The 18487-nt window shown below is 70.2% G+C and carries 9 protein-coding genes; all 9 read right to left on the bottom strand.

The annotated features are described in order from the left end of the window. Positions 1 to 37: 37 nt before the first annotated feature. Positions 38 to 6424 (bottom strand): Ig-like domain-containing protein, encoded by a 6387-nt coding sequence (locus tag ACTVCO_RS02520; RefSeq protein WP_443726807.1) that lies wholly within the window; start codon positions 6422 to 6424, stop codon positions 38 to 40. Beyond that, complete coding sequence (locus ACTVCO_RS02515; RefSeq protein ID WP_443726806.1) at positions 6421 to 7998, bottom strand: serine/threonine protein kinase; 1578 nt, start codon at positions 7996 to 7998, stop codon at positions 6421 to 6423. The genes ACTVCO_RS02520 and ACTVCO_RS02515 overlap by 4 nt, the downstream gene beginning before the upstream one ends. Then, complete coding sequence (locus ACTVCO_RS02510) at positions 7995 to 9338, bottom strand: FHA domain-containing protein (RefSeq protein ID WP_443726805.1); 1344 nt, start codon at positions 9336 to 9338, stop codon at positions 7995 to 7997. Before ACTVCO_RS02510 ends, ACTVCO_RS02515 begins: the two co-directional genes overlap by 4 nt. After that, positions 9335 to 10276, bottom strand: a complete 942-nt coding sequence (locus ACTVCO_RS02505; protein ID WP_443726804.1) for a PP2C family protein-serine/threonine phosphatase — start codon at positions 10274 to 10276, stop codon at positions 9335 to 9337. Before ACTVCO_RS02505 ends, ACTVCO_RS02510 begins: the two co-directional genes overlap by 4 nt. Before the next feature lie 8 nt (positions 10277 to 10284). Beyond that, the gene (locus ACTVCO_RS02500) at positions 10285 to 11925 is read right to left on the bottom strand and encodes an RDD family protein (protein WP_443726803.1); all 1641 of its coding nucleotides are present in this window, start codon (positions 11923 to 11925) and stop codon (positions 10285 to 10287) included. Positions 11926 to 12197: 272 nt separating this feature from the next. Beyond that, the gene (locus ACTVCO_RS02495) at positions 12198 to 13223 is read right to left on the bottom strand and encodes a polyprenyl synthetase family protein (protein ID WP_443726802.1); all 1026 of its coding nucleotides are present in this window, start codon (positions 13221 to 13223) and stop codon (positions 12198 to 12200) included. Continuing rightward, on the bottom strand, positions 13220 to 15019 hold the full coding sequence (gene nuoN, locus ACTVCO_RS02490; protein WP_443726801.1) for an NADH-quinone oxidoreductase subunit NuoN: 1800 nt from the start codon (positions 15017 to 15019) through the stop codon (positions 13220 to 13222). The genes ACTVCO_RS02495 and nuoN overlap by 4 nt, the downstream gene beginning before the upstream one ends. Next, entirely contained in the window at positions 15016 to 16551 is a 1536-nt protein-coding gene (locus tag ACTVCO_RS02485; protein WP_443726800.1) for an NADH-quinone oxidoreductase subunit M, read from the bottom strand. The genes nuoN and ACTVCO_RS02485 overlap by 4 nt, the downstream gene beginning before the upstream one ends. A 16-nt stretch (positions 16552 to 16567) precedes the next feature. Next, positions 16568 to 18487, bottom strand: a complete 1920-nt coding sequence (nuoL, locus tag ACTVCO_RS02480) for an NADH-quinone oxidoreductase subunit L (protein ID WP_443727141.1) — start codon at positions 18485 to 18487, stop codon at positions 16568 to 16570.

Raw genomic sequence — 18487 nt, 5'->3', positions numbered from 1 at the left:
GCGTCATGGTGCGTGTGCGGGCCTCGCGGCCCGGGGGTCAGCCTTCGCCGGCTTCACCGCTGGCGCCCGCGCCCGGGTCCGGGGTTGGGTCCGTCGGGGCCGTGGTCTCCGTCGTCGGCTCCGGCTCCGGCTCCGTCGTCGGCGGTGGCGGTGGCGGCTGCACGATGATGCCGCCCGACTTCCAGTCGCTCCATCGCGTGACCTCCGAGCCGAATCGCTTCCCGACGACCGCGACCCGGTACTCGAAGCTCGTCGCCGACTGATCGTCCGGGTGGGTGAACTCTCGCACGTTCTTGTCGGTGACATCGAAGGACTTCTCGACCCCGCCGATGCGGAACGACACGATGAACTTCTGGAACGTCCAGAAGACCGTCGGCTGGGTGTACGTCCACGTGACGCACGCCTTCTTCTCCCCGCACTCACCGGCGGTCGGAACAGGCGCGCCCGGGTCCGCCGGGGCGGTCACTCGGTAGGTCTCTTCGGACATGGCTGACTGGTTGAACTTGTTCGTCGTGGTGAGAGTGACCTTGACGATCGTGCCGGGGTCGATCCCATCGTCGGAACCCTCGCTCGAGAATGTCGTTTCCGCGCCACTTGCGACGGACCGCTCCTCGGTCTGCGTGCCGTTGATGAAGAGACGTGCCACCGTCTTCGCGGCCGTGTCACCGCCCAGCTGCGCGCCTTCTGGTGCGCGCGCCGTGAGCTTGTACTGGGCGGGACCCACGCCGTCGACAGGTGAGACCTTCCCCGCGACGGGAGCCGTGATGACGAGCAGTCCCGAGATGGACAGCGATTCGGCAGAGCACACCGGGCTCGAACCCGACTCCGGCACGGTGCACGCCTTGACACTCACGGTCGGCGAGTCTGAGCCACCGTCAAGACCATCGACCACGAACGACTCGGACGTCACCGTCGTCTCGGACTGGCCGTACTTGACACGGTAGTGGGCCACGCTGATCCCGGCACCTCCCGTCTTGCTCGGGGCAACCCACGAGTACCTGACGCGACCGTTGCCGAAGGGGTTGTCCTCATATCCCACGGCTCCCTCGGCTCCCTCGGCTGGGTCGCGGGTCGGCGCCGCGGGGGCGGCCCACGTCCGGACTGTCGTCTGTCCCACGGCGCCCTCGCCCGCCTTGTTCGTCGCGACGACGCTCACGGTGTAGACGACGCCGTTGCGCACGCCCTCGAGGCGCGTTGACAGTGCACCCGTCGTGTTGCCCTTGATCGCTGCGCCGCCGCCCTCGGGCGTCGCGGTGACCGCGTAGCTCTTGATCGCGCCGCCATTGTCCGGGGCCTTCGACCACTCCACGTCGACAACACCGTTACCGATCGCGCTCGTGTCGTTCCGCACTGCCTTGACCGACGGAGCACCGGGCACACCCGCCGGGACCTCGGTCGCCTCGGGTGACCAGGGACCCTCTTGGTCGCGGCTCGAGACGGCGCGCACACGCACCGAGTAGGACTCGCCGTTACGCAGCCCCGTAAAGGTCCGCGACCGCGCGGTCTCCTCGACGATTCCCGGCGAGCCCGTGCCGCGCAGCTCGACGCGGTACTTCGCGACGGGCGAGCCCTCGGTCCGCGGCTCCTGCCACGACACCGTGAGCGAACCGTCGCCAAAGACAACCTGAGGAACCGCAGGAGCTTCGGGCAGCGTGTCGGGCGTCGCGGGCGCGGACGCCCCTGAGAGCTCCGAGTCGCCGATCTCGTTTCGGGCGAGCACGCGGAAGGTGTACTCGGCTCCGTTCTTCAGCTCGGTGATCGTGCAGCTCGTCGACGCGCAGGCACGCTCGGTGCCCGTCTGATCAATGACGGTGTAACCCGTGATGGGGGAACCGTTCGATGCCGGAGCGAGCCACGAGAGCTCAACCGTGCGGTTGCCGACCGTGCCGACCGTGAGGCCAGCAGGGGCGTCGGGCACATCACGCACGTTGAGCACGATCTGAGCGCCAACTTCACGCGCAGGGTCGTCCGTCTCGTCACGCACCGCAAACCGCACCGTGATGCGGCCGACATGGCCCGCGGGCGGCGTCACCGTGACGCTCGAGTCAGAGATCGAGACACCCGCGGCCACTCCCCCGGTCTCGTTGGCGGCGGAGACGACGCGCAACGGACGCGTGAACGGGTTGAACGCACCCTCAAGCACGTTGAACGTCATCGACTCGCCCGCAACAGCGTTCTGCTCGATGTTCGACACACGCGCCAGCTGACGGTCCGACGCCAGGACGCGGAAGTCGATCTGCGCAGGCAGGCTCTGACCGTCGCCGTACCCGATCGCAAGACTCACGGTGCCGACCGCGCCACGCGTCGCCGCAGCAGCAGCCGAGAGCGTGAGAACAGAACCCGACAGCGTCGCCGAGACCCCGGATGCACCCGAAGGCGCTTGCGTGAGCGTGTACGAATAGCGGTTCTGATCGGCCACGACGCCCTCAGGGCCGACCGTCACGCGCGTGAGGTCAAGAGCGATCGGCTCGCCTCCCTGAGCGACCTCGATGAGACGCGGGGCGAACGTCGGAGGAACGGTCGCGGTCGCAAAGACCGTGATCGGAAGAGAGATCGTTGCCGTCCGGGTGCCGATGACACCGGTTGGACCGTCAATGACGTCGAACGTGATCGACGCAAGCCCACCCGGGAACGCCTTGTCCGAGACATACCGCAGCGTCGTCTCGTCGACGACAAGAGCCGAGCCGTCACCGCGCGTCGCCGTGACCGACTGCTCCGACGCGATACGCGCCGTCTTGCCCGGGCCCACCTGGACGAACTCGGCAATGTCGATGAGAAGCTCTTCACCCGCACCGACCCGCAGCTCGCGCGCCTTGGGACGCTTAACCGGCGGGAAGTCACCGAGCGCGGGGACCGACACGAACGCGTACGCATGCGCGCCGTCGGCCTCGGGTCGCGTGTTCGTCAGGGCGAACGGAACGGTGCGGGCCGTCGGGCCGAGCGTCACCTCGACCTTGTTGTCCGGGGTGACCCGCGCCTGAGACGCGTGCGACGCCGGAACGGACAACGCCAGATCAGACAACGGACCCGACGGGTTGACCGCAACGGCAAGCACGTCGACCTGGACGGACGTCTTGTCGATCGTCTCGGTTGCGGGCACGACGACGTCGTTCGCAATCGGCGGCAAGATCTTCGCGTCAGTGGACACGATGATCGCGAGCGTCGCTGTCGCCCACGCACCAAACTGGTTCGTCACGCGATAGGGCACGTTGTACGTCCCCGGCTTCTCAGGAGCGCGCGCGACGATGCGGCGCCCTTCGACCGAGAGCTCATCAATGCCCTCGACGTCCTTGAGCGGCGTCGTGATCGAGAGCTCACCACCCGAGGGATCGACGTCGTTGAGAAGGACGCGCACCTCGACCCGCTCGCCCGGGCGCACGCGCACCTCGTCGTCACGGGAGACGATCGCCGGCGGGTCCGCGGGTGCCTGCGCGATACCGACGCGCACGGTCGCGACCGCACGCTGGCCCACCCAGTCCTCGACGGCGTACTGGAACGTGTCCGTGCCCGCGGCATCCGTGAACGCCTGGTACTCGAGGTAGTCCGGGCCGATCCCGGTGACCACACCCTTGGCAGGGGCGGACGCCTGGCCGAGCAGCAGCACGCCGTCGCCATCGTCGTCGATCCCCACGAGCGGAATCGTGACACGCACCGTCTGGCCCGCGAACACGCGAGCCTCGACGTCCTGCGGGCGCGGCGGCGCCTTCGTCGCGGCATCGGATGCGCGCACATTGATCGTCACGCGCGCGGCAGCCTCGTTGCCATGAGGGTCCTGGACGGCGAAGCGTGCCGTCACCGTCGACGGGGAGCCCGGCGCCTGGAACCGCAGCACATCGCCTGCGACAAACATGAGGCCCGCGGTCGGCTCCTCGACGAGCGTGCTGCTGAGCGAGACCGGATCACCGTCCGGATCAGAGGCGCCGTCGAGCACCGGAATCGTCACGACGCCACCCGTGCGCACCGACACCTCGATGTCCTGCACGACCGGCGCACGGTCCTTCGCCTCGGCCGCGGTCGGAATGACGAGAATCTCACCCGTCGACTCGGCGATGCCGTTCGACACCGTGTACCGCACCGTCTCAGGGCGCGTGAGCGCGCGGGTCGAGGTGATACGCAGCAGCTCGTGCCGCACGATCCCGAGGCGCAGCGCCGAACCTTCTGAGGCGCGCACCGAGGTGAGAACAAGGACAAGACCGTTGGGGTCGGTGTCGTTACGCGTCGGCGCGATCGTCACCTCGCCGCCGTTGGGGAGCATCGCGCGGTCGCTCACCGCAACCGGCGGCCCGAACTCCTCCGGCTGCACGAGCACCTCGATGCGCGCGAGGCCTCGCGTCGTCTGCGAGCCAGCAGTCACGGTGAACGGCACGTAGTACGAGCCTGCGCTCGGCGCCGAGAACATGAACGTGCCGGTCGCGAGGTCAGGCGCGACATCGACGCCCTCAACCGCGTCGACCGCGGTGAGCGCGACGGGCGCCGCCGTCGTCGGACGCACAGCGGCCAGAACGTCGACCCGCACGGGCGTGCCGACGAACGTCTCAGCAAGCACGGGGTCGAGGCGCGGGGGCAAGGTGCCCGCCGCACGCACGTCCACCAGGATCTCGCCCTCGACCGGGTCGGTCGTGCCATCCGTCACGCGGACGTTGACCCGATGACGGCCCAGTCGGTCACCAGCCTGGAACCGCAGCAGGCCGTCCTGACGCGACGTCACCTGGGCACCCTCGCCCGTGCTCGCACCCACGAGTCGCAGGTCATCGCCGTCGGGGTCGAGGAACGACGCCAGCACGTCGACCTCAGTCATGGCCCGCGCCTCCACCTGAACCACAGGGACGCGCACCTGCTTGGGCGCCTCGTCCGCGCCGTCCTGAGCGACGCGAATCGTCAGCGTCGACGACGGCGGCGTGCCGCGGCGGCGGCCGTCCGAGACCGTGTACGTCAGCGTGTGGGTCCCGCTCGCTCCCGGCAGGACGACGACCTGAAGCGAGCGACCGCCCGCGATGGGCTCGATCCGGCCGACGTTCTCGGGAAGCGGCTCGACCGTCGCCACCGTGAGCACACCACACTCGGTGTTGACGTCGTTGTCGAGAACGGGCAGGACCGTCGTGCGGCCCGCGCGCACGCCGAACGTGTCGGCCTCCGGCATCGGCTCCGACTCCTCGTCGCGGCAGGCGTCGATCGAGTTGTCCTTCTCCTGGTCCTGCGCGTCCGCGTCGTCCTGAGAGTCAGACTCCGTCCGGTCCTCGATGTCCTGCCAGTTGGGCGTGAGCATCTGCGGCACGTCGTCCGGCAGCCACATGAGGCCCTCGACGATGTCGTTGAGGATGACGACACCGCGGTTGACGCGGAAGCGCAGCTGCGTCGAGGCCGTCATTCCCTCGACACTCTCGATCTGGTCGGGCTGGCCCGCGCACCGCCTGAAGTAGCTCGCGGTCGGCGTCGACCATGCCCCATACTCACAACCCCGCGCGACGACCGGCGCAGCAGCCATGCCCGTCGCGCCGGGCGCGACGAGCTCAGGGTCACCGCCGTCAGCCGGGACACGCACGAGGTTCGTGCCCGTGGCCACGAGCACGACGTCGTGGTCCGGACCCGTGAGCTGCAGGACCGGGTCAGCACCGGCCGTCGCGAGATCCGCCGACCAGCCGTCACCGAAGAGGGTCGTGCCCGCCAGCACGACGAGCTGGTCACCGACCGCCGCTGCCTGGACCGGCTGACCCACGCCACCCACGACGGCGTCGACGCCGCCCGCGGGCGTCGCAGCAGCAGCGAGCGCCGCCGACACCGCAGTGCCGGCGTCAGCCATCGAGCCGTCGTCCGCGAAGGTCAACGCACCGTCGTCGAGGTCACCGCGGTGCACCGTGCCGGTCGCCGGGTCGAGTGCCACCACGTCGCCGCCCTCGGTCGCCACAGCGACCGCACCCGGGCCCAGCGTGAGCGTCGCCGACTCCGGGTCGAGCGACAACGCACCCAGGTCGGCCGCCCGGCCGGCCCACACGTGTCCGTCAGCCGACGTCACCGCGTACGAGCCACCCGCGAGCGAAGCCCTTTCAGTACCCGTGAGCTCGACCGTGCTCGTGAGCGCGACAGCCGCCGGGTCGACGAGCGTGAGCCCCCCGGGCTCGACCAGCACGACGTCGCGGCCCGACTGCAGCACCTCAAAGACATTGCCGCCCTGCGCGATGAGCCCGCCGTCCAGCTCCCGGACCGGCGAGCTGAACCGCGCGAGCTTCTGCTGGTTGCGGTTGGTCAGCCACACACCACCGTCGTTGAGCTCCACCTGCTCGACCGTCACGCCCGGGTTGACAAGCGCAAGCGTCGCCAGGACCGCGGGCACGAGGCCCACGGCGGAGTACGTCGCCCAACGGCGCCGCGGCGAGAGGCCTGCGGCGCGGTCGAGCATCTGCGTCCTTCGGTGCGGGCGGGTCATGGGAAGCACCCCTCGAGCGGCGTCGTCGACATCTGACCGTTGGTGCGCACGAGCGAGACCGCGATGCAGACCGTGTCCTCACCGTCCGGGATCGGCACGTCGACGTACGGCAGCTCGACGCGCTCGCGCCGGTCGGAGTCCTCGACGCCCCACAAGAACCCGTCACCCTCGAGGGGCTCGGGGTTGACCCACGTGAAGCGGACCGTGCCCGTGCCGAGCTCGGTCGCCTGGAGGGTCGTCGGCGAGGGCACCCGGCCTGACGTGATCGTCGTCGGGACGGGGCTCGGCGGCGCCGTCGTCGTCGCGACGGGCGGCGCGGGCACGCCCCCGTCACGGCCGAACGCCAGGTAGGCGGCGCCCACGAGAATCACGACGAGCACGACGCTCGACGCGACGATCGCCAGCGTGCGGCCGACACCAGCCTTGGCGGGTGCCGCCGGGGTCGCCCCACGCTCCGACGCATCCACCGCGGTGCTCGCCGCAGGATCCGGCGCGCGATATCCAGGAACGGCCGCAGCACCCGCGGGCGCGTGCGCCACGGCGGGCGCGGCGAGGACGGGCACGTGAGGAGCCGGAGCCGGCGTCACGGGCGGCGCGGGAGTCTGGGCCGACGGGTCGATCGTCACGATCGGCCGCGCCCGCGTCGCCTCCGCGACGGCCTCAGGCGTCGTCGGCTGCGCGCGCGGAACGGGCCGCTCAGCCGGGTCAAGGACGTCGATCTGCGTCGCCGTGAGACCGAGCGACCGCTCGATCTGCTGCAGCGCGTGAGCAAAGCCCACGGCCGTCGGGTAGCGACGCACCGGATCCTTGCTCATCGACCGTGCAAGAACCGCCTGGAGCGCGGGCGGTACGTCGTCCCGGTCGATGTTGGGCAGGGGTGACCGCTCGATGCGGTAGATGAGGTCAGCAGCGCCGTTGGGCTGGCCCGCGACCTCGAACGGCGAGCGCCCGGCAAGCATCGAGTAGACCGTCGCACCGAGAGAGTAGACGTCAGCTCGCGTGTCACCGTGCGGATCCGACTGCAAGAGCTCAGGCGGCGACCACGGGATCGACATGCCCGTCCCCGCAGCGCCTGCTCCGCCCGTCGCCGCAGCGATGCCGAAGTCCGTGAGCGCGGGGTAGCCAAAGTCGGTCGTGAGGATGTTCGCCGGCTTGATGTCGCGGTGAAGGATGCCAAGCCGGTGAGCCGACTCGACGGCCGACGCGAGCCGGATACCCGTCCGCAGCGTCTCCTGGACCGAGATCCGCTCAGTTCGGTAGCGGGCACCGATCCCGGCCCGCGAGCAGTACTCCATGATGAGGTACGGCCGGCCGTCCGCCGAGATGTCAGCGTGGTGGATCGTGACGATCGACGGGTGGTGGGAAAGCTGGGCCATGAGGTTGGCCTCGGTCGAGAACCGCACGCGTGTCTCGTCGTCGAGCGAGCTCGCGAGCAGCACCTTGACCGCGACCGAGCGCGAGGGAAGGTCCTGCCGGTACTCGAAGACGTCCGCAAAGCCGCCGAGTCCGAGGAGCTTGACGTACTCGAAGCCGGGGATCTGCGGGGGAACTGCGGGTTCGCGACGGGCTCTCATCGGTCGCGCACCACCGAGAATGTCACCCCGTCACCGATGTCCACCATCGCCCCCATGGACAGAAGCGTCGGAACACCGGGTGCAAGACGCACGGGCGCACCCGCACCCCCACGCACGACCACCCCGTTCGTCGAGTGCAGGTCCGTGACGAACACGCGGTCACCGTCGTCCTGGACCTGCGCGTGCGTCCGGGAGATGTCGTGGTGCGGGCTCGGAACCGTGACGAGACGCGGCAGGGACCGGTTGGGGACGCGGCTGACGACGGGCGCCCGGCCAATGAGGACGGTGCGCTCGAGCGTGACGACGAGCCCCGACGACATGACGAGCTTCGCCGTGCCACGCTCGGCTGGGACCGCGAACGGTCCGGGGACGCGGTCACCCGTCCATGTCGGCAGGCTCTTGCGGATCTCGACGAGGTCCGAACTCATCACTGTCATGCCGTCGTGGTCGGCGGGCGCGTGCACGACAGTGCTCGCCGCAACCGGAGGGGGCGGCGGCACGGGACGCGCGTCCGCGACGGGCACGACCGGGGGCGAGGGGGCGGACGGCGCTGCGTCGACAGGTGACGCGGCCGTCACGACGGCGGCGTCGGCCGCAGCAGCGCGCGCGTCGACCTCGGCACGGAGCGAGGGCCCCACGCCAAGAACCGTCATCGCGTCGAGGTGGTCCTCGTCGAAGGCCACGTCCTGGCCGGACGACGCGTGCCCGTCGCGCTCGAGGAGCTCCGTGCCCGCGGCCTGCGCGGCGTGCGCCTCGGCTGCCGCGATCGCCTCAACCTCGGCCCGCAGGGCCGGGGTCACCTTGAGGACGGTGTCGTCGTCCGCGTCGAGCACGTCCGCGAGGCTCTCCGCGGGCGCAGATCCCTGCGGCACACGTCGGAACGTGAGGTCGTCGATCCCGTCGCCGTCGAGGTCGCCGTCGGCGTTGAGCCCGAGCTCGACAGCCGCCGACGGAACGACGGCAGCGAGCACAGGCAGCGGTCCGCCGGAGCCCCGCTGGGCACCCACGGCCTCGAGCAGGAGACCGTCGATGTCACCGAGCGTGTGCGCGCTCCACCGGGAGTCGTCGCCGCGCAGCATCTGCTGCCCGTCGTCCGCGCTCACCGTGAGCACGACGTCACCGCGAAGCTGCGCCTCCACCGTGCCACCCACGACCGAGACGATGCCGCACGAGGGGCTTTCGCCCACAAGATCGCGCACCTCGTCAGGCCGGGCGCCGTCGCGCAGCGCGAGCCACACGTCGTCAAGGACAGCCGCAGGCGTCGCCGGCGGGAGGAGGACGGCAACGCCGTCGGTCACGACGGCGAACCAGTTGCCGGGAACAGAGCGGGGAACGATCACAGCGCACCTCCGACGGGAGGAGGTGGCGGAACCGGACCGACGCCCACCGCGAAGGCGGGCGCGCCCACGCTCGGCGGGGTCGGGGCGGACACGGCGCGGGGCGCACGCGGCACGGTCTTGCCGTGCAGCTCCTCGTCCCAGCGCGTGCCGCCCGCGGCACGGCGCTGCTCACGGATCTTCTCGAGCGAGCCGCGCGTCACCGTCGCGTCATCGATCGGCAGCTCCGTCCACGTCGAGGCGACGTCGACGACGACGACCGTGACGTTGTCGCGGCCCCCGGCCTCGACTGCGGCACCGACGAGCCAGTCAGCCGCCTGCTGCGGGTCGTCAAGAGTCGTGAGCGCCTGGTGGATCGTCGCGTCGTCGAGCTCGCTCGTCAGGCCGTCCGAGCACAGCATGAGCCGGTCGTTCGTCGTCACGGGGATGAGCCAGTAGTCCGGGTCCGGGTCCGAGCCGGTCCCGACGGCGCGAGTGATGACATGACGCTCGGGGTGGACGCGCGCGTCCGCGTGCGAGATCTCGCCCTGCTCGATGAGCTCCTGGACGACCGAGTGGTCGACGCTCACCTGCTCGAGGCCGGAGTCGTTGACCCGGTAGACGCGCGAGTCACCGATGTTGAAGACGAGCCAGTACTCCGCGCCGTCGACCTCCGTCACGGCGACCCCGGCCACGGTCGTCCCGCCGATGCGGGCGCCGAGCGTCTCACGCATGCGTGCCCCCGCGTGCGTGAACGCGTCGTGCACCGAGTCAGGAGTCGCGGAGTCGTGCCCGACGAGCACCGAGAAGGCGTCGACGACGATCCGGCTCGCGACGTTACCCGCGTCGTGCCCGCCCATGCCGTCGGCCACCAGGAACACCGGTGGGCAGGCGAGGAGCGAGTCCTCGTTGAGCGAACGGACACGTCCGCGATCGGTCGCGGACCCCCAGAGAGTGTGCACAGATATCCTCAAGCGCCGCGGAACTCGAACGAGATGGAATAGTCACCGAAGCTCACGGTCGCGCCGACCGGGAGTCGCACGACCTGGTTCTCGGCGCAGATGATCTGCTGGCCGTCCCCGAGCGTCACGACCGTGCCGTTCGTCGACGCGCGATCTGCCGCCCACACGCCCTCGGTGTCGACGCCCATCATGACGTGAGTCTTGGAGACCGAGCGGCCCGGGTCGGAGACCCGCACGAGCTCGCCGACCTCTTCACCCTCACCAGCGGCCGGGTTGCGGCCGATGAGCACGGTTCCGGTGATCGTCAGCTCACGGCCGTCCGAGATGCGCAGGAGCGCGGACGCCGGGATCCCGTCCTCGTCCGAGGACGCCGCAACCGGCGTCTCAGGGCGCAGCCGAGTGAGCTCGAGGTCTTCGTCGAGCTCCATGCCACCGCCCGCCGGAACGCCGTTGCTCGCTGACGCGTTGACGTGGACGGCCGGCGCCGCGGACGGTGCAGGAGGTGCGGGGGGCGCGGCAGGAGCAGCGCCGTAGGCGGAGCCGGCCGCATACGCGGGCGCAGCGGGGACGCTCGTCTGTGCGGGCTGGGCCCCGTAGCCGGGAGCAGCGGGCACCGCGCGGTCGCGGCCCGGAACGCTCGTGATGAGCGGTCCACCGGGAGCGCTGGCCGGCGGGGCGGGAGGAACGGGTGCGCCGGGGTAGCCGGGCGACTGCGGCGCAGGCGCGGCGCCCTGATCCGGGTAGCCGGGCGCGGGGGCCGACGGGTAGCCGGGCGCGGGAGCCGACGGGTAGCCCGCGGCCGGCGCCGACGGATAGCCGGGCGCGGGGGCCGGGGCACCGGGATAGCCGGGTGCGGGGGCAGGGGTACCGGGATAGCCGGGGGCGGGTGCCGGAGCCGACGCTGCCGGGTAGCCCGACGCTGCGGGGTAGCCCGGCGCGACCGGCTGAGCCGAGGGGTAACCGGGCGCCGGCGCAGGAGCACCGGGGTAACCGGGCGCCGCGGCGTGGTGCGGCGCCGCGGGGGCCGGCGGCGGGACGGGAACACCGTGAGCGCCGTAGCCCGACCCGCCCGCCGACGCGGCCTCGGCAGCCGAACGAGCCGAAGGAACGCTGCGCGGAGCACCGGGAACGCTGAAGCTCGGGGTCGTCGGCGCAGACTTCTTCGACGACCGCGGGCGGGCGACCGAACGCCCAGCGCTCGCGGCGCCACGCACAGCACCGTCGATGACGGTCGAGCGACCGGCCTTGTCGTGCAGGCCGTCGTGGCGGCCCGAGGAGTCGACAAGGATCGTGACGATCACGATGAGCGACAGCACAGCCATGAGGACCTCACGCACCAGCGCCCGGCCGAAGCCGATCGGAGCGCCCGTCGCGGCGTCCGCGACCGAGATGCCCATGACCTTCTTGCCGATGCTCCAGCCCTTGGAGCCGAGAAGCCAGCACTGCACGACGAAGAATGCGAGTGCGACCACCCCGCCGAGGCCCATGAGCATGCCCGCGCGGGCCAGCTCGTCAACGGTCGTCGCGCCCGAGCCCGCAAAGACGAACGGCATGTACACGAGGCCCTGCAAGAACCCGTCGACAAGACGCGCACCGAATCGCTTGCCCAGCGATGCCGGTGCACCCGCGGAGCCCGAAGGCACGGCCATGGGGTAGCTGCTCACCGTTGACGTCACTCTCCCTGTCGTGCCACGAACCCCTGGTCGGTCTCAGCCAGCGACGGCGGGGCCTTGTTCCAGTCGCCACGCACGTAACCGCCGTGCGGTGCAAGGGTACACGCGCCCCCTCAGACCGGCACGGGGAAGTCCAGCGGTCCGCAGCGCACGCTCACAAACGCCGCAGCCCGCCCCGAGGCTCCCGTACGGTCAGGATCAGACCGTCTCGGAAGCCCGCCGGGCGGGCTGCGCAAGCAGACGTGCGCTCAGGTCGCGCGGTCGACCATCGCGTCCGCGAACGCCACGAGCGTCTCCTTGACCCGTCCGTCCGAGAGATCGACGATCTCCGCAACGGCGTCACGCGCCCACTGAGCCGCGAGCTCGCGCGTCGCACCGACGACCTCGTGGTCACGGAGCCGACCGAGAGCCTCGGCAAGCACCGCGTCGTCGGAGAGGTCAGAGTCAAGAAGCGCGACGAGGTCGGCGTCGTCGGCCGTGCCCTCACCCGACGCCACGCGGCGCCGCAGCAGGATCGTCGGCATCGTCGGGACCTTCTCGCGCAGGTCGGTGCCCGGGGTCTTGCCCGAGAGCTCGCCCGAGCTCGTGAGGTCAAGGACGTCGTCCGCCAGCTGGAACGCGACACCCAGACGCTCGCCGTACGCCGCGACCATCTGCGCGACCTCGAGGGAGCACCCGGCGAACCGCGCCCCGAACAGAGCGGACGTGGCAAGGAGCGACGCCGTCTTGTCGGCCAGCACGCCGATGTAGTGCTCGACCGCGTCGTCCGACTCGCGCGGGCCGACCGACTCACGCATCTGGCCCAGGCACAGGCGTTCGAACGTCGCCGCCTGAATCTTCACGGCCTCCGTCCCCAGCCCCGCCACAAGACCCGACGCCCGTGCGAAGAGCAGGTCACCCGTGAGGATCGCCACCGAGTTGCCCCACACCTCGTGCGCCGAAGGAGCCCCGCGCCGCAGCGGCGCCGAGTCCATGACGTCGTCGTGGTAGAGCGTCGCCAGGTGCGTGAGCTCGACGACCACCGCGGCGTCGACGACCTCAGGCCGCGAACCGTCGCCGAGCTCCGCGCACAGCAGCGCAAGGAGCGGGCGCAGACGCTTGCCCCCTGCGTCGACCAGGTGGCGGGAAGCGTCGTCCGCGAGCTGGTCGGTCTGCGTGACGGACTCGCGGAGCACCGACTCGACGGTCTCGAGACGGTCTGCGAGCAGCTGGGCCAGCTCAGGGTCGGGAACAGGAAGCCCGACACCGGCGGTCGGCGTCGTCGAAGAGGTCACGGAAGGAAGCTCACCGTCTTCTCCAGCAGGTCGAGGACAGGCCCGGGAAGGACCCCGAGCAAAAGCGTACCCACCATCGTCACGGCGATCGCCACGCGCGAGCCCACCGAGCCGCGCAGAACCGCGACCCCCGCGGTCGTGCGGCGCATCTCCTCCGAAAGACGCAGGCCGACGCCCGCCTCAGGCTCACCAGCGAGCGGCGTACCCACGGGAGCGTCGGACGTCGCGCCGAGCGCGCCCACCGCGACGACCTCGCGGACAGGAGCGTGCTCGCCGTCGTCAGTCGCAGGGTCGACGAAGAACATGAGCACGATGATCCGCACGTAGAAGAAAACAGAGATCGCAGAGCCCACGACCGCGACCATCGCGAGCCACCACAGGCCCGAGTCGACCGCGACCTTGAAGGCTGCGAACTTCCCGACGAAGCCCGCCGTGAGCGGGATGCCCGCAAACGACAGGAGGAAGACAGAGAATGCGACCGCAAGGAACGGGCTGCGACGGGCCAGGCCCGCCCACTGCGACAGGTGCGTCGCCTCACCGAGCGTCACGAGATCGCTGCCGCGCCCCTGCGACTCGCGCACGAGCCGGACCACGGCGAACGCACCGACCGTCGCCAAGCCGTAGGCGAGCAGGTAGAACACGATCGCGGAGTTCATCGGGAACGTGAACTCGGCACCATCGAAGGGCTTGACCGCCGCGACCGCGACGAGCACGAAGCCCGCGTGAGCGATCGAGGAGTACGCGAGCAGGCGCTTGACGTCGTGCTGCACGACACCGAGCACGGAACCCACGAGCATCGAGGCGATCGCGACGATGATGATCGTCAGCTGGACCTCGTCGTGCAGGTCGAGGCCGATGAACGGTGCGGTCCACAGGACGATGCGGAGGGCGGCGCCGAACGCGGCCGCCTTCGTGCACGCCGCCATGAAGCCCGAGATCGACGTCGGAGCGCCCTGGTAGACGTCCGGCGTCCACTGGTGGAACGGGACCGCGCCGACCTTGAAGAGCACGCCGACGAGCAGCATGACGATGCCCGCGACGAGCAGCGGGCGCCCGCCGACGAGGTCTGTGGGCACCGAGGTCGCGTGACCCGCCGTGATCGCCCAGAGGTTGATCGTGCCCGCGTACCCGTAGACGAGGGCCATCCCCATGAGGAAGAACGCCGACGAGAACGCGCCGAGCAGGAAGTACTTGAGCGACGCCTCCTGCGAGAGCAGGCGACGGTGACGGGCCATGCCCGACATGACGTAGAGCGGCAACGAGAGGATCTCGAGCGCGATGAACATCGTCAGCAGGTCACCGGCCGCCGGGAAGAGGATCATGCCACCCACGGCGAAGAGGAACAGCGGGTAGATCTCCGTCTGCTGCACGTCCTTCTTGCGAGCGAGCTCCTCGTAGTCCGAACCAGGCGTCGCGGCCGCGGTCGGAGCGAAGTCGTCCGCGCCCCGCGAGCGGTCCGCGATGACGAGCAGCGCGATCGCCGCGACGACGAGCAGGACGGTCTGCAGCGCGAGCGTGAAGTACGTGACCATGAGCGAGCCGCCCACGACCTGCTGCGCCTTGAACGTCGTGGGCGCGAGCTCGGTGACCCACAGCCACACGTTCCAGCCGGTCGCACCGAGAACCGCGGCGAGCGCGAGCGTCAGCTGGGTCGTCCGGCGAGCCCGCGGAGGCACGAAGGCCTCGACGAGCACGGCGATGACGCCCGCCCCGAGCACGAGGATGTAGGGCGCGAGCCACTGCCACGAGATCTCAGGCTGCGTGAACTGCGGTGCTGCGGCAACGAGCGGGGTCATGACGCGCTCCCCTCGAGGGCGATGGTCGAGACGGTGACGTCAGCGGGCGCCTCGACGAGGTCGAGAGCCGGACGCGGGTAGAAACCAAGGACAAGCAGAGCGACGAGGAGCGGAGCCACGACCCACTTCTCCCGTCCCACCATGTCGGGCAGGCCCGTGAGGTGCTCCTGCTCGGGACCGGTGAACATGCGCTGGTACATGAGCAGGACGTAGAGCGCGGCCAGGATGACGACGAACGCCGAGACGATGACCGCAACCGGGTACGTCCCGAACGACCCGATGAGCACCATGATCTCGCCCACGAACGGCGCGAGCCCCGGGAGCGACAGGGTCGCGAGACCCGCCACGAGGAAGACGCCGGCGATGACCGGGGTCGTGCGCTGCAGGCCGCCGTAGTCAGCGATGCGCTGCGAGCGGCTCGGGTGACGCGCGATGACCATGCCGGCCGTGAGGAACAGCAAGCCTGTCGCGAGACCGTGACCCAGCATGTAGAACGAGGCACCCGCGACCGACGTCTGCCCGAAGGTGAAGATGCCGAGCACCATGACGCCGAAGTGCGAGACGGACGTGTACGCGATGAGGCGCATCATGTCCTTCTGCCCCAGCGCGAGGAGCGCGCCGTAGAGGACCGAGATGACGGCAAGCACGACGATCGTCGGGGCAGCCCACTGCGACGCGCTCGGGAAGAGCGGGATGCAGAGCGTGAGCATGCCGAACGTGCCGACCTTGTCGAGCACGCCGACGAGGAGCGTCGAGGTGCCCGCGGGCGCCTGCTGCGCCGCGTCGGGCAGCCACGTGTGCACCGGGAACATCGGAGCCTTGATCGCGAACGCGAGGAAGAACCCGACGAAGAGCAGCCGCTCGACGGACGCGTCGAGCGTGAGGCCCGTGAGGTTGTCCGTGAGGAAGCCCTGCGCACCGCCCGGTCCCTGGAGGAACAGGCCGATGACCGCGACGAGCATGACGAGCCCGCCCGCGAGTGAGTAGAGCAGGAACTTCACCGCTGCACCCCGACGCTGCGGACCGCCGAACGCACCGATCATGAAGTAGATCGGGACGAGCATGGCCTCGAACGCGACGTAGAAGAGGAAGACGTCGCGGGCGGCGAAGATGAGCGTCATGAACGCGGCCGTGACGAGCACGAGCGCGAGGTAGTGACGCAGACGCTCGACGTCGTCGCCCTGCTCCCGCCACGCGGCGAGGATGACGACCGGCACGAGGCCGACGCCGAGCGCGACGAGCGCGAGGCCGAGGCCATCGACGCCTACGGCGTACGACGTGCCGATCTGCGGGATCCAGGAGTGCAGCTCGGAGAGCTGTCGCACACCCGCCCGGGACACGTCGAACTGGGTGAACGCGCCGACGACGAGGCCGACGTTGACGAGCGAGAAGCCAAGGGCGATCTCGCGGACGCGGCCACGCGCGCCCCGCGGCAGGCACCACAGGACGACGGCGCCGACGACGGCGACGACGATGAGCGCGGTGAGCCACGGAAAGGAGGCCGTGAGGTTCTCGGGCACGAGGGATTCCATTCGTTCAGGTCCTTCCTCAGCCCTGCACGGCCAGGACGATGCCGGCGATCACGAGGATGCCGAGCGTCATCAAGGCGGCGTAGGAGCGGACAAAACCGTTCTGCAGGCCGCGCAACGCGCGCCCGAGGCCCGAGCTCGTCCGGCCGAGGCCGGCGAACGCGCCGTCGACGAACGTCGCGTCACCGAAGACGAGCGAGCGGGTGAGGTACTGGCCGGGGCGCATGACGAGCCCCTCGTTGACCGCGTCCTGGTAGAGGTCGGCGCGTGCGGCACGGGTGAGGAGCGAGCCGCGCGGTGCGCGCACCGGAACCGTCGACGCCGCGTACTGCCGCCAGGCGAGGAACGCGCCCAGGAGGACGAGCACGATCGTGGCCGCCATGATGACCGGCACCGGGATGACGGGTGCGTGGTGCTCGACGTGGCCGGTCACGGGCTCGAGCCACGTGACGAAGCCGTCGCCGATCGCGAGAACGCCACCGAGCGCGACCGAGCCGACCGCGAGGACGATCATCGGAAGAGTCATGAGGATGGGCGACTCGTGCGGGTGCTGGTCCGGGCCCGTCCCCTCCTTCTCAGAGGTCCACCGCTGCTTGCCGTGGAACGTCATGAAGAAGAGGCGCGACATGTAGAACGCGGTGATCCCGGCGCCCAGGAGCGCGATGGTTCCGAAGACCCATGGCTGCCAGCCCTCGCCGACGAACGCCGACTCGATGATCTTGTCCTTGGACCAGAATCCCGAGAACGGGGGGATGCCGAGGATCGCGAGCCACCCCGCGCCGAAGGTCAGCCAGGTGATCTTCATGTACGTCGAGAGGCCGCCGAAGCGGCGCATGTCGACCTGGTCGTTCATGCCGTGCATGACCGAGCCCGCACCGAGGAACATCCCGGCCTTGAAGAAGCCGTGCGTGAGCAGGTGGAAGATCGCGAACGCGTAGCCGATGGGGCCGAGGCCCGCGGCGAGCATCATGTAACCGATCTGCGACATCGTCGAGGCCGCGAGGGTCTTCTTGATGTCGTCCTTGGCACAGCCGACGATCGCACCGAACAGGAGCGTGATCGCACCGACGATCGCGACGACGAGGAGCGCCGTGGGCGCGCCCTCGAAGATCGGTCCCGAGCGCACGATGAGGTAGACACCCGCGGTCACCATGGTGGCGGCGTGGATGAGCGCCGAGACCGGGGTCGGGCCGGCCATCGCGTCGCCGAGCCATGCCTGGAGCGGGAACTGCGCCGACTTTCCGCACGCGGCGAGGAGCAGCATGAGCCCGATCGCGGTGAGCTTGCCCTCGGCCGCGTCCGCCGAGCCCGCGAGCACGGTCGTGAAGTCGAGACCGCCGAAGGTCGAGAACATGAGCCCGAGCGCGATGATCATGCCGACGTCGGCGACGCGGTTCATGACGAACGCCTTCTTGGCGGCGGTCGCGTACTGCGGCACGTGGTTCCAGAACCCGATGAGCAGGTAGGAAGCGAGGCCCACGCCCTCCCAGCCGACGAACATCAGCAGGTAGGAGTCGGCCAGCACGAGCAGGAGCATCGCGGCGACGAAGAGGTTGAGGTACGCGAAGAAGCGGCGCCGCGAGGCGTCGTGCTCCATGTAGGCCACCGAGTACAGGTGGATGAGGGAGCCGACGAAGGTCACGAGGATGACGAACGTGAGCGACAGCGGGTCGAGCCGCAGCCCGGCCACGAGGTTGAGCTCGGACGTCGAGATCCACGAGAAGACGTCGACCTCACGCACGCGCTCGCCCGCGGGCGAGGAGAGGAGGTCGACGAGCAGGCCCGCGCCGACGACGAAGGACGCCGTGGACGCGAGGAGGCCCAACCAGTGGCCCCAACTGTTGGCGCGCCGCCCCAGGAGCAGCAGGATGCCGGCGCTCACGAGGGGCGCGGCGACGAGGAGCCACGCGTTCTCCTGCCAGAAGCCGGAGGCGGCCAT

Source organism: Sanguibacter sp. A247 (assembly GCF_052324925.1).
Taxonomy (GTDB): Bacteria; Actinomycetota; Actinomycetes; order Actinomycetales; family Cellulomonadaceae; genus Flavimobilis.
The sequence above is the reverse complement of the archived record's forward strand: the minus strand, read 5'-3'. Positions and strand labels throughout refer to the sequence as shown.

Bases quoted from the DNA above. Each gene is read 5' to 3' on its own strand.
- nuoN (WP_443726801.1), bottom strand. From the start codon at position 15,019: ATGACCCCGCTCGTTGCCGCAGCACCGCAGTTCACGCAGCCTGAGATC.
- ACTVCO_RS02515 (WP_443726806.1), bottom strand. From the start codon at position 7,998: ATGAGAGCCCGTCGCGAACCCGCAGTTCCCCCGCAGATCCCCGGCTTC.
- nuoL (WP_443727141.1), bottom strand. From the start codon at position 18,487: ATGGCCGCCTCCGGCTTCTGGCAGGAGAACGCGTGGCTCCTCGTCGCC.
- ACTVCO_RS02520 (WP_443726807.1), bottom strand. From the start codon at position 6,424: ATGACCCGCCCGCACCGAAGGACGCAGATGCTCGACCGCGCCGCAGGC.
- ACTVCO_RS02500 (WP_443726803.1), bottom strand. From the start codon at position 11,925: ATGGCCGTGCCTTCGGGCTCCGCGGGTGCACCGGCATCGCTGGGCAAG.
- ACTVCO_RS02485 (WP_443726800.1), bottom strand. From the start codon at position 16,551: ATGGAATCCCTCGTGCCCGAGAACCTCACGGCCTCCTTTCCGTGGCTC.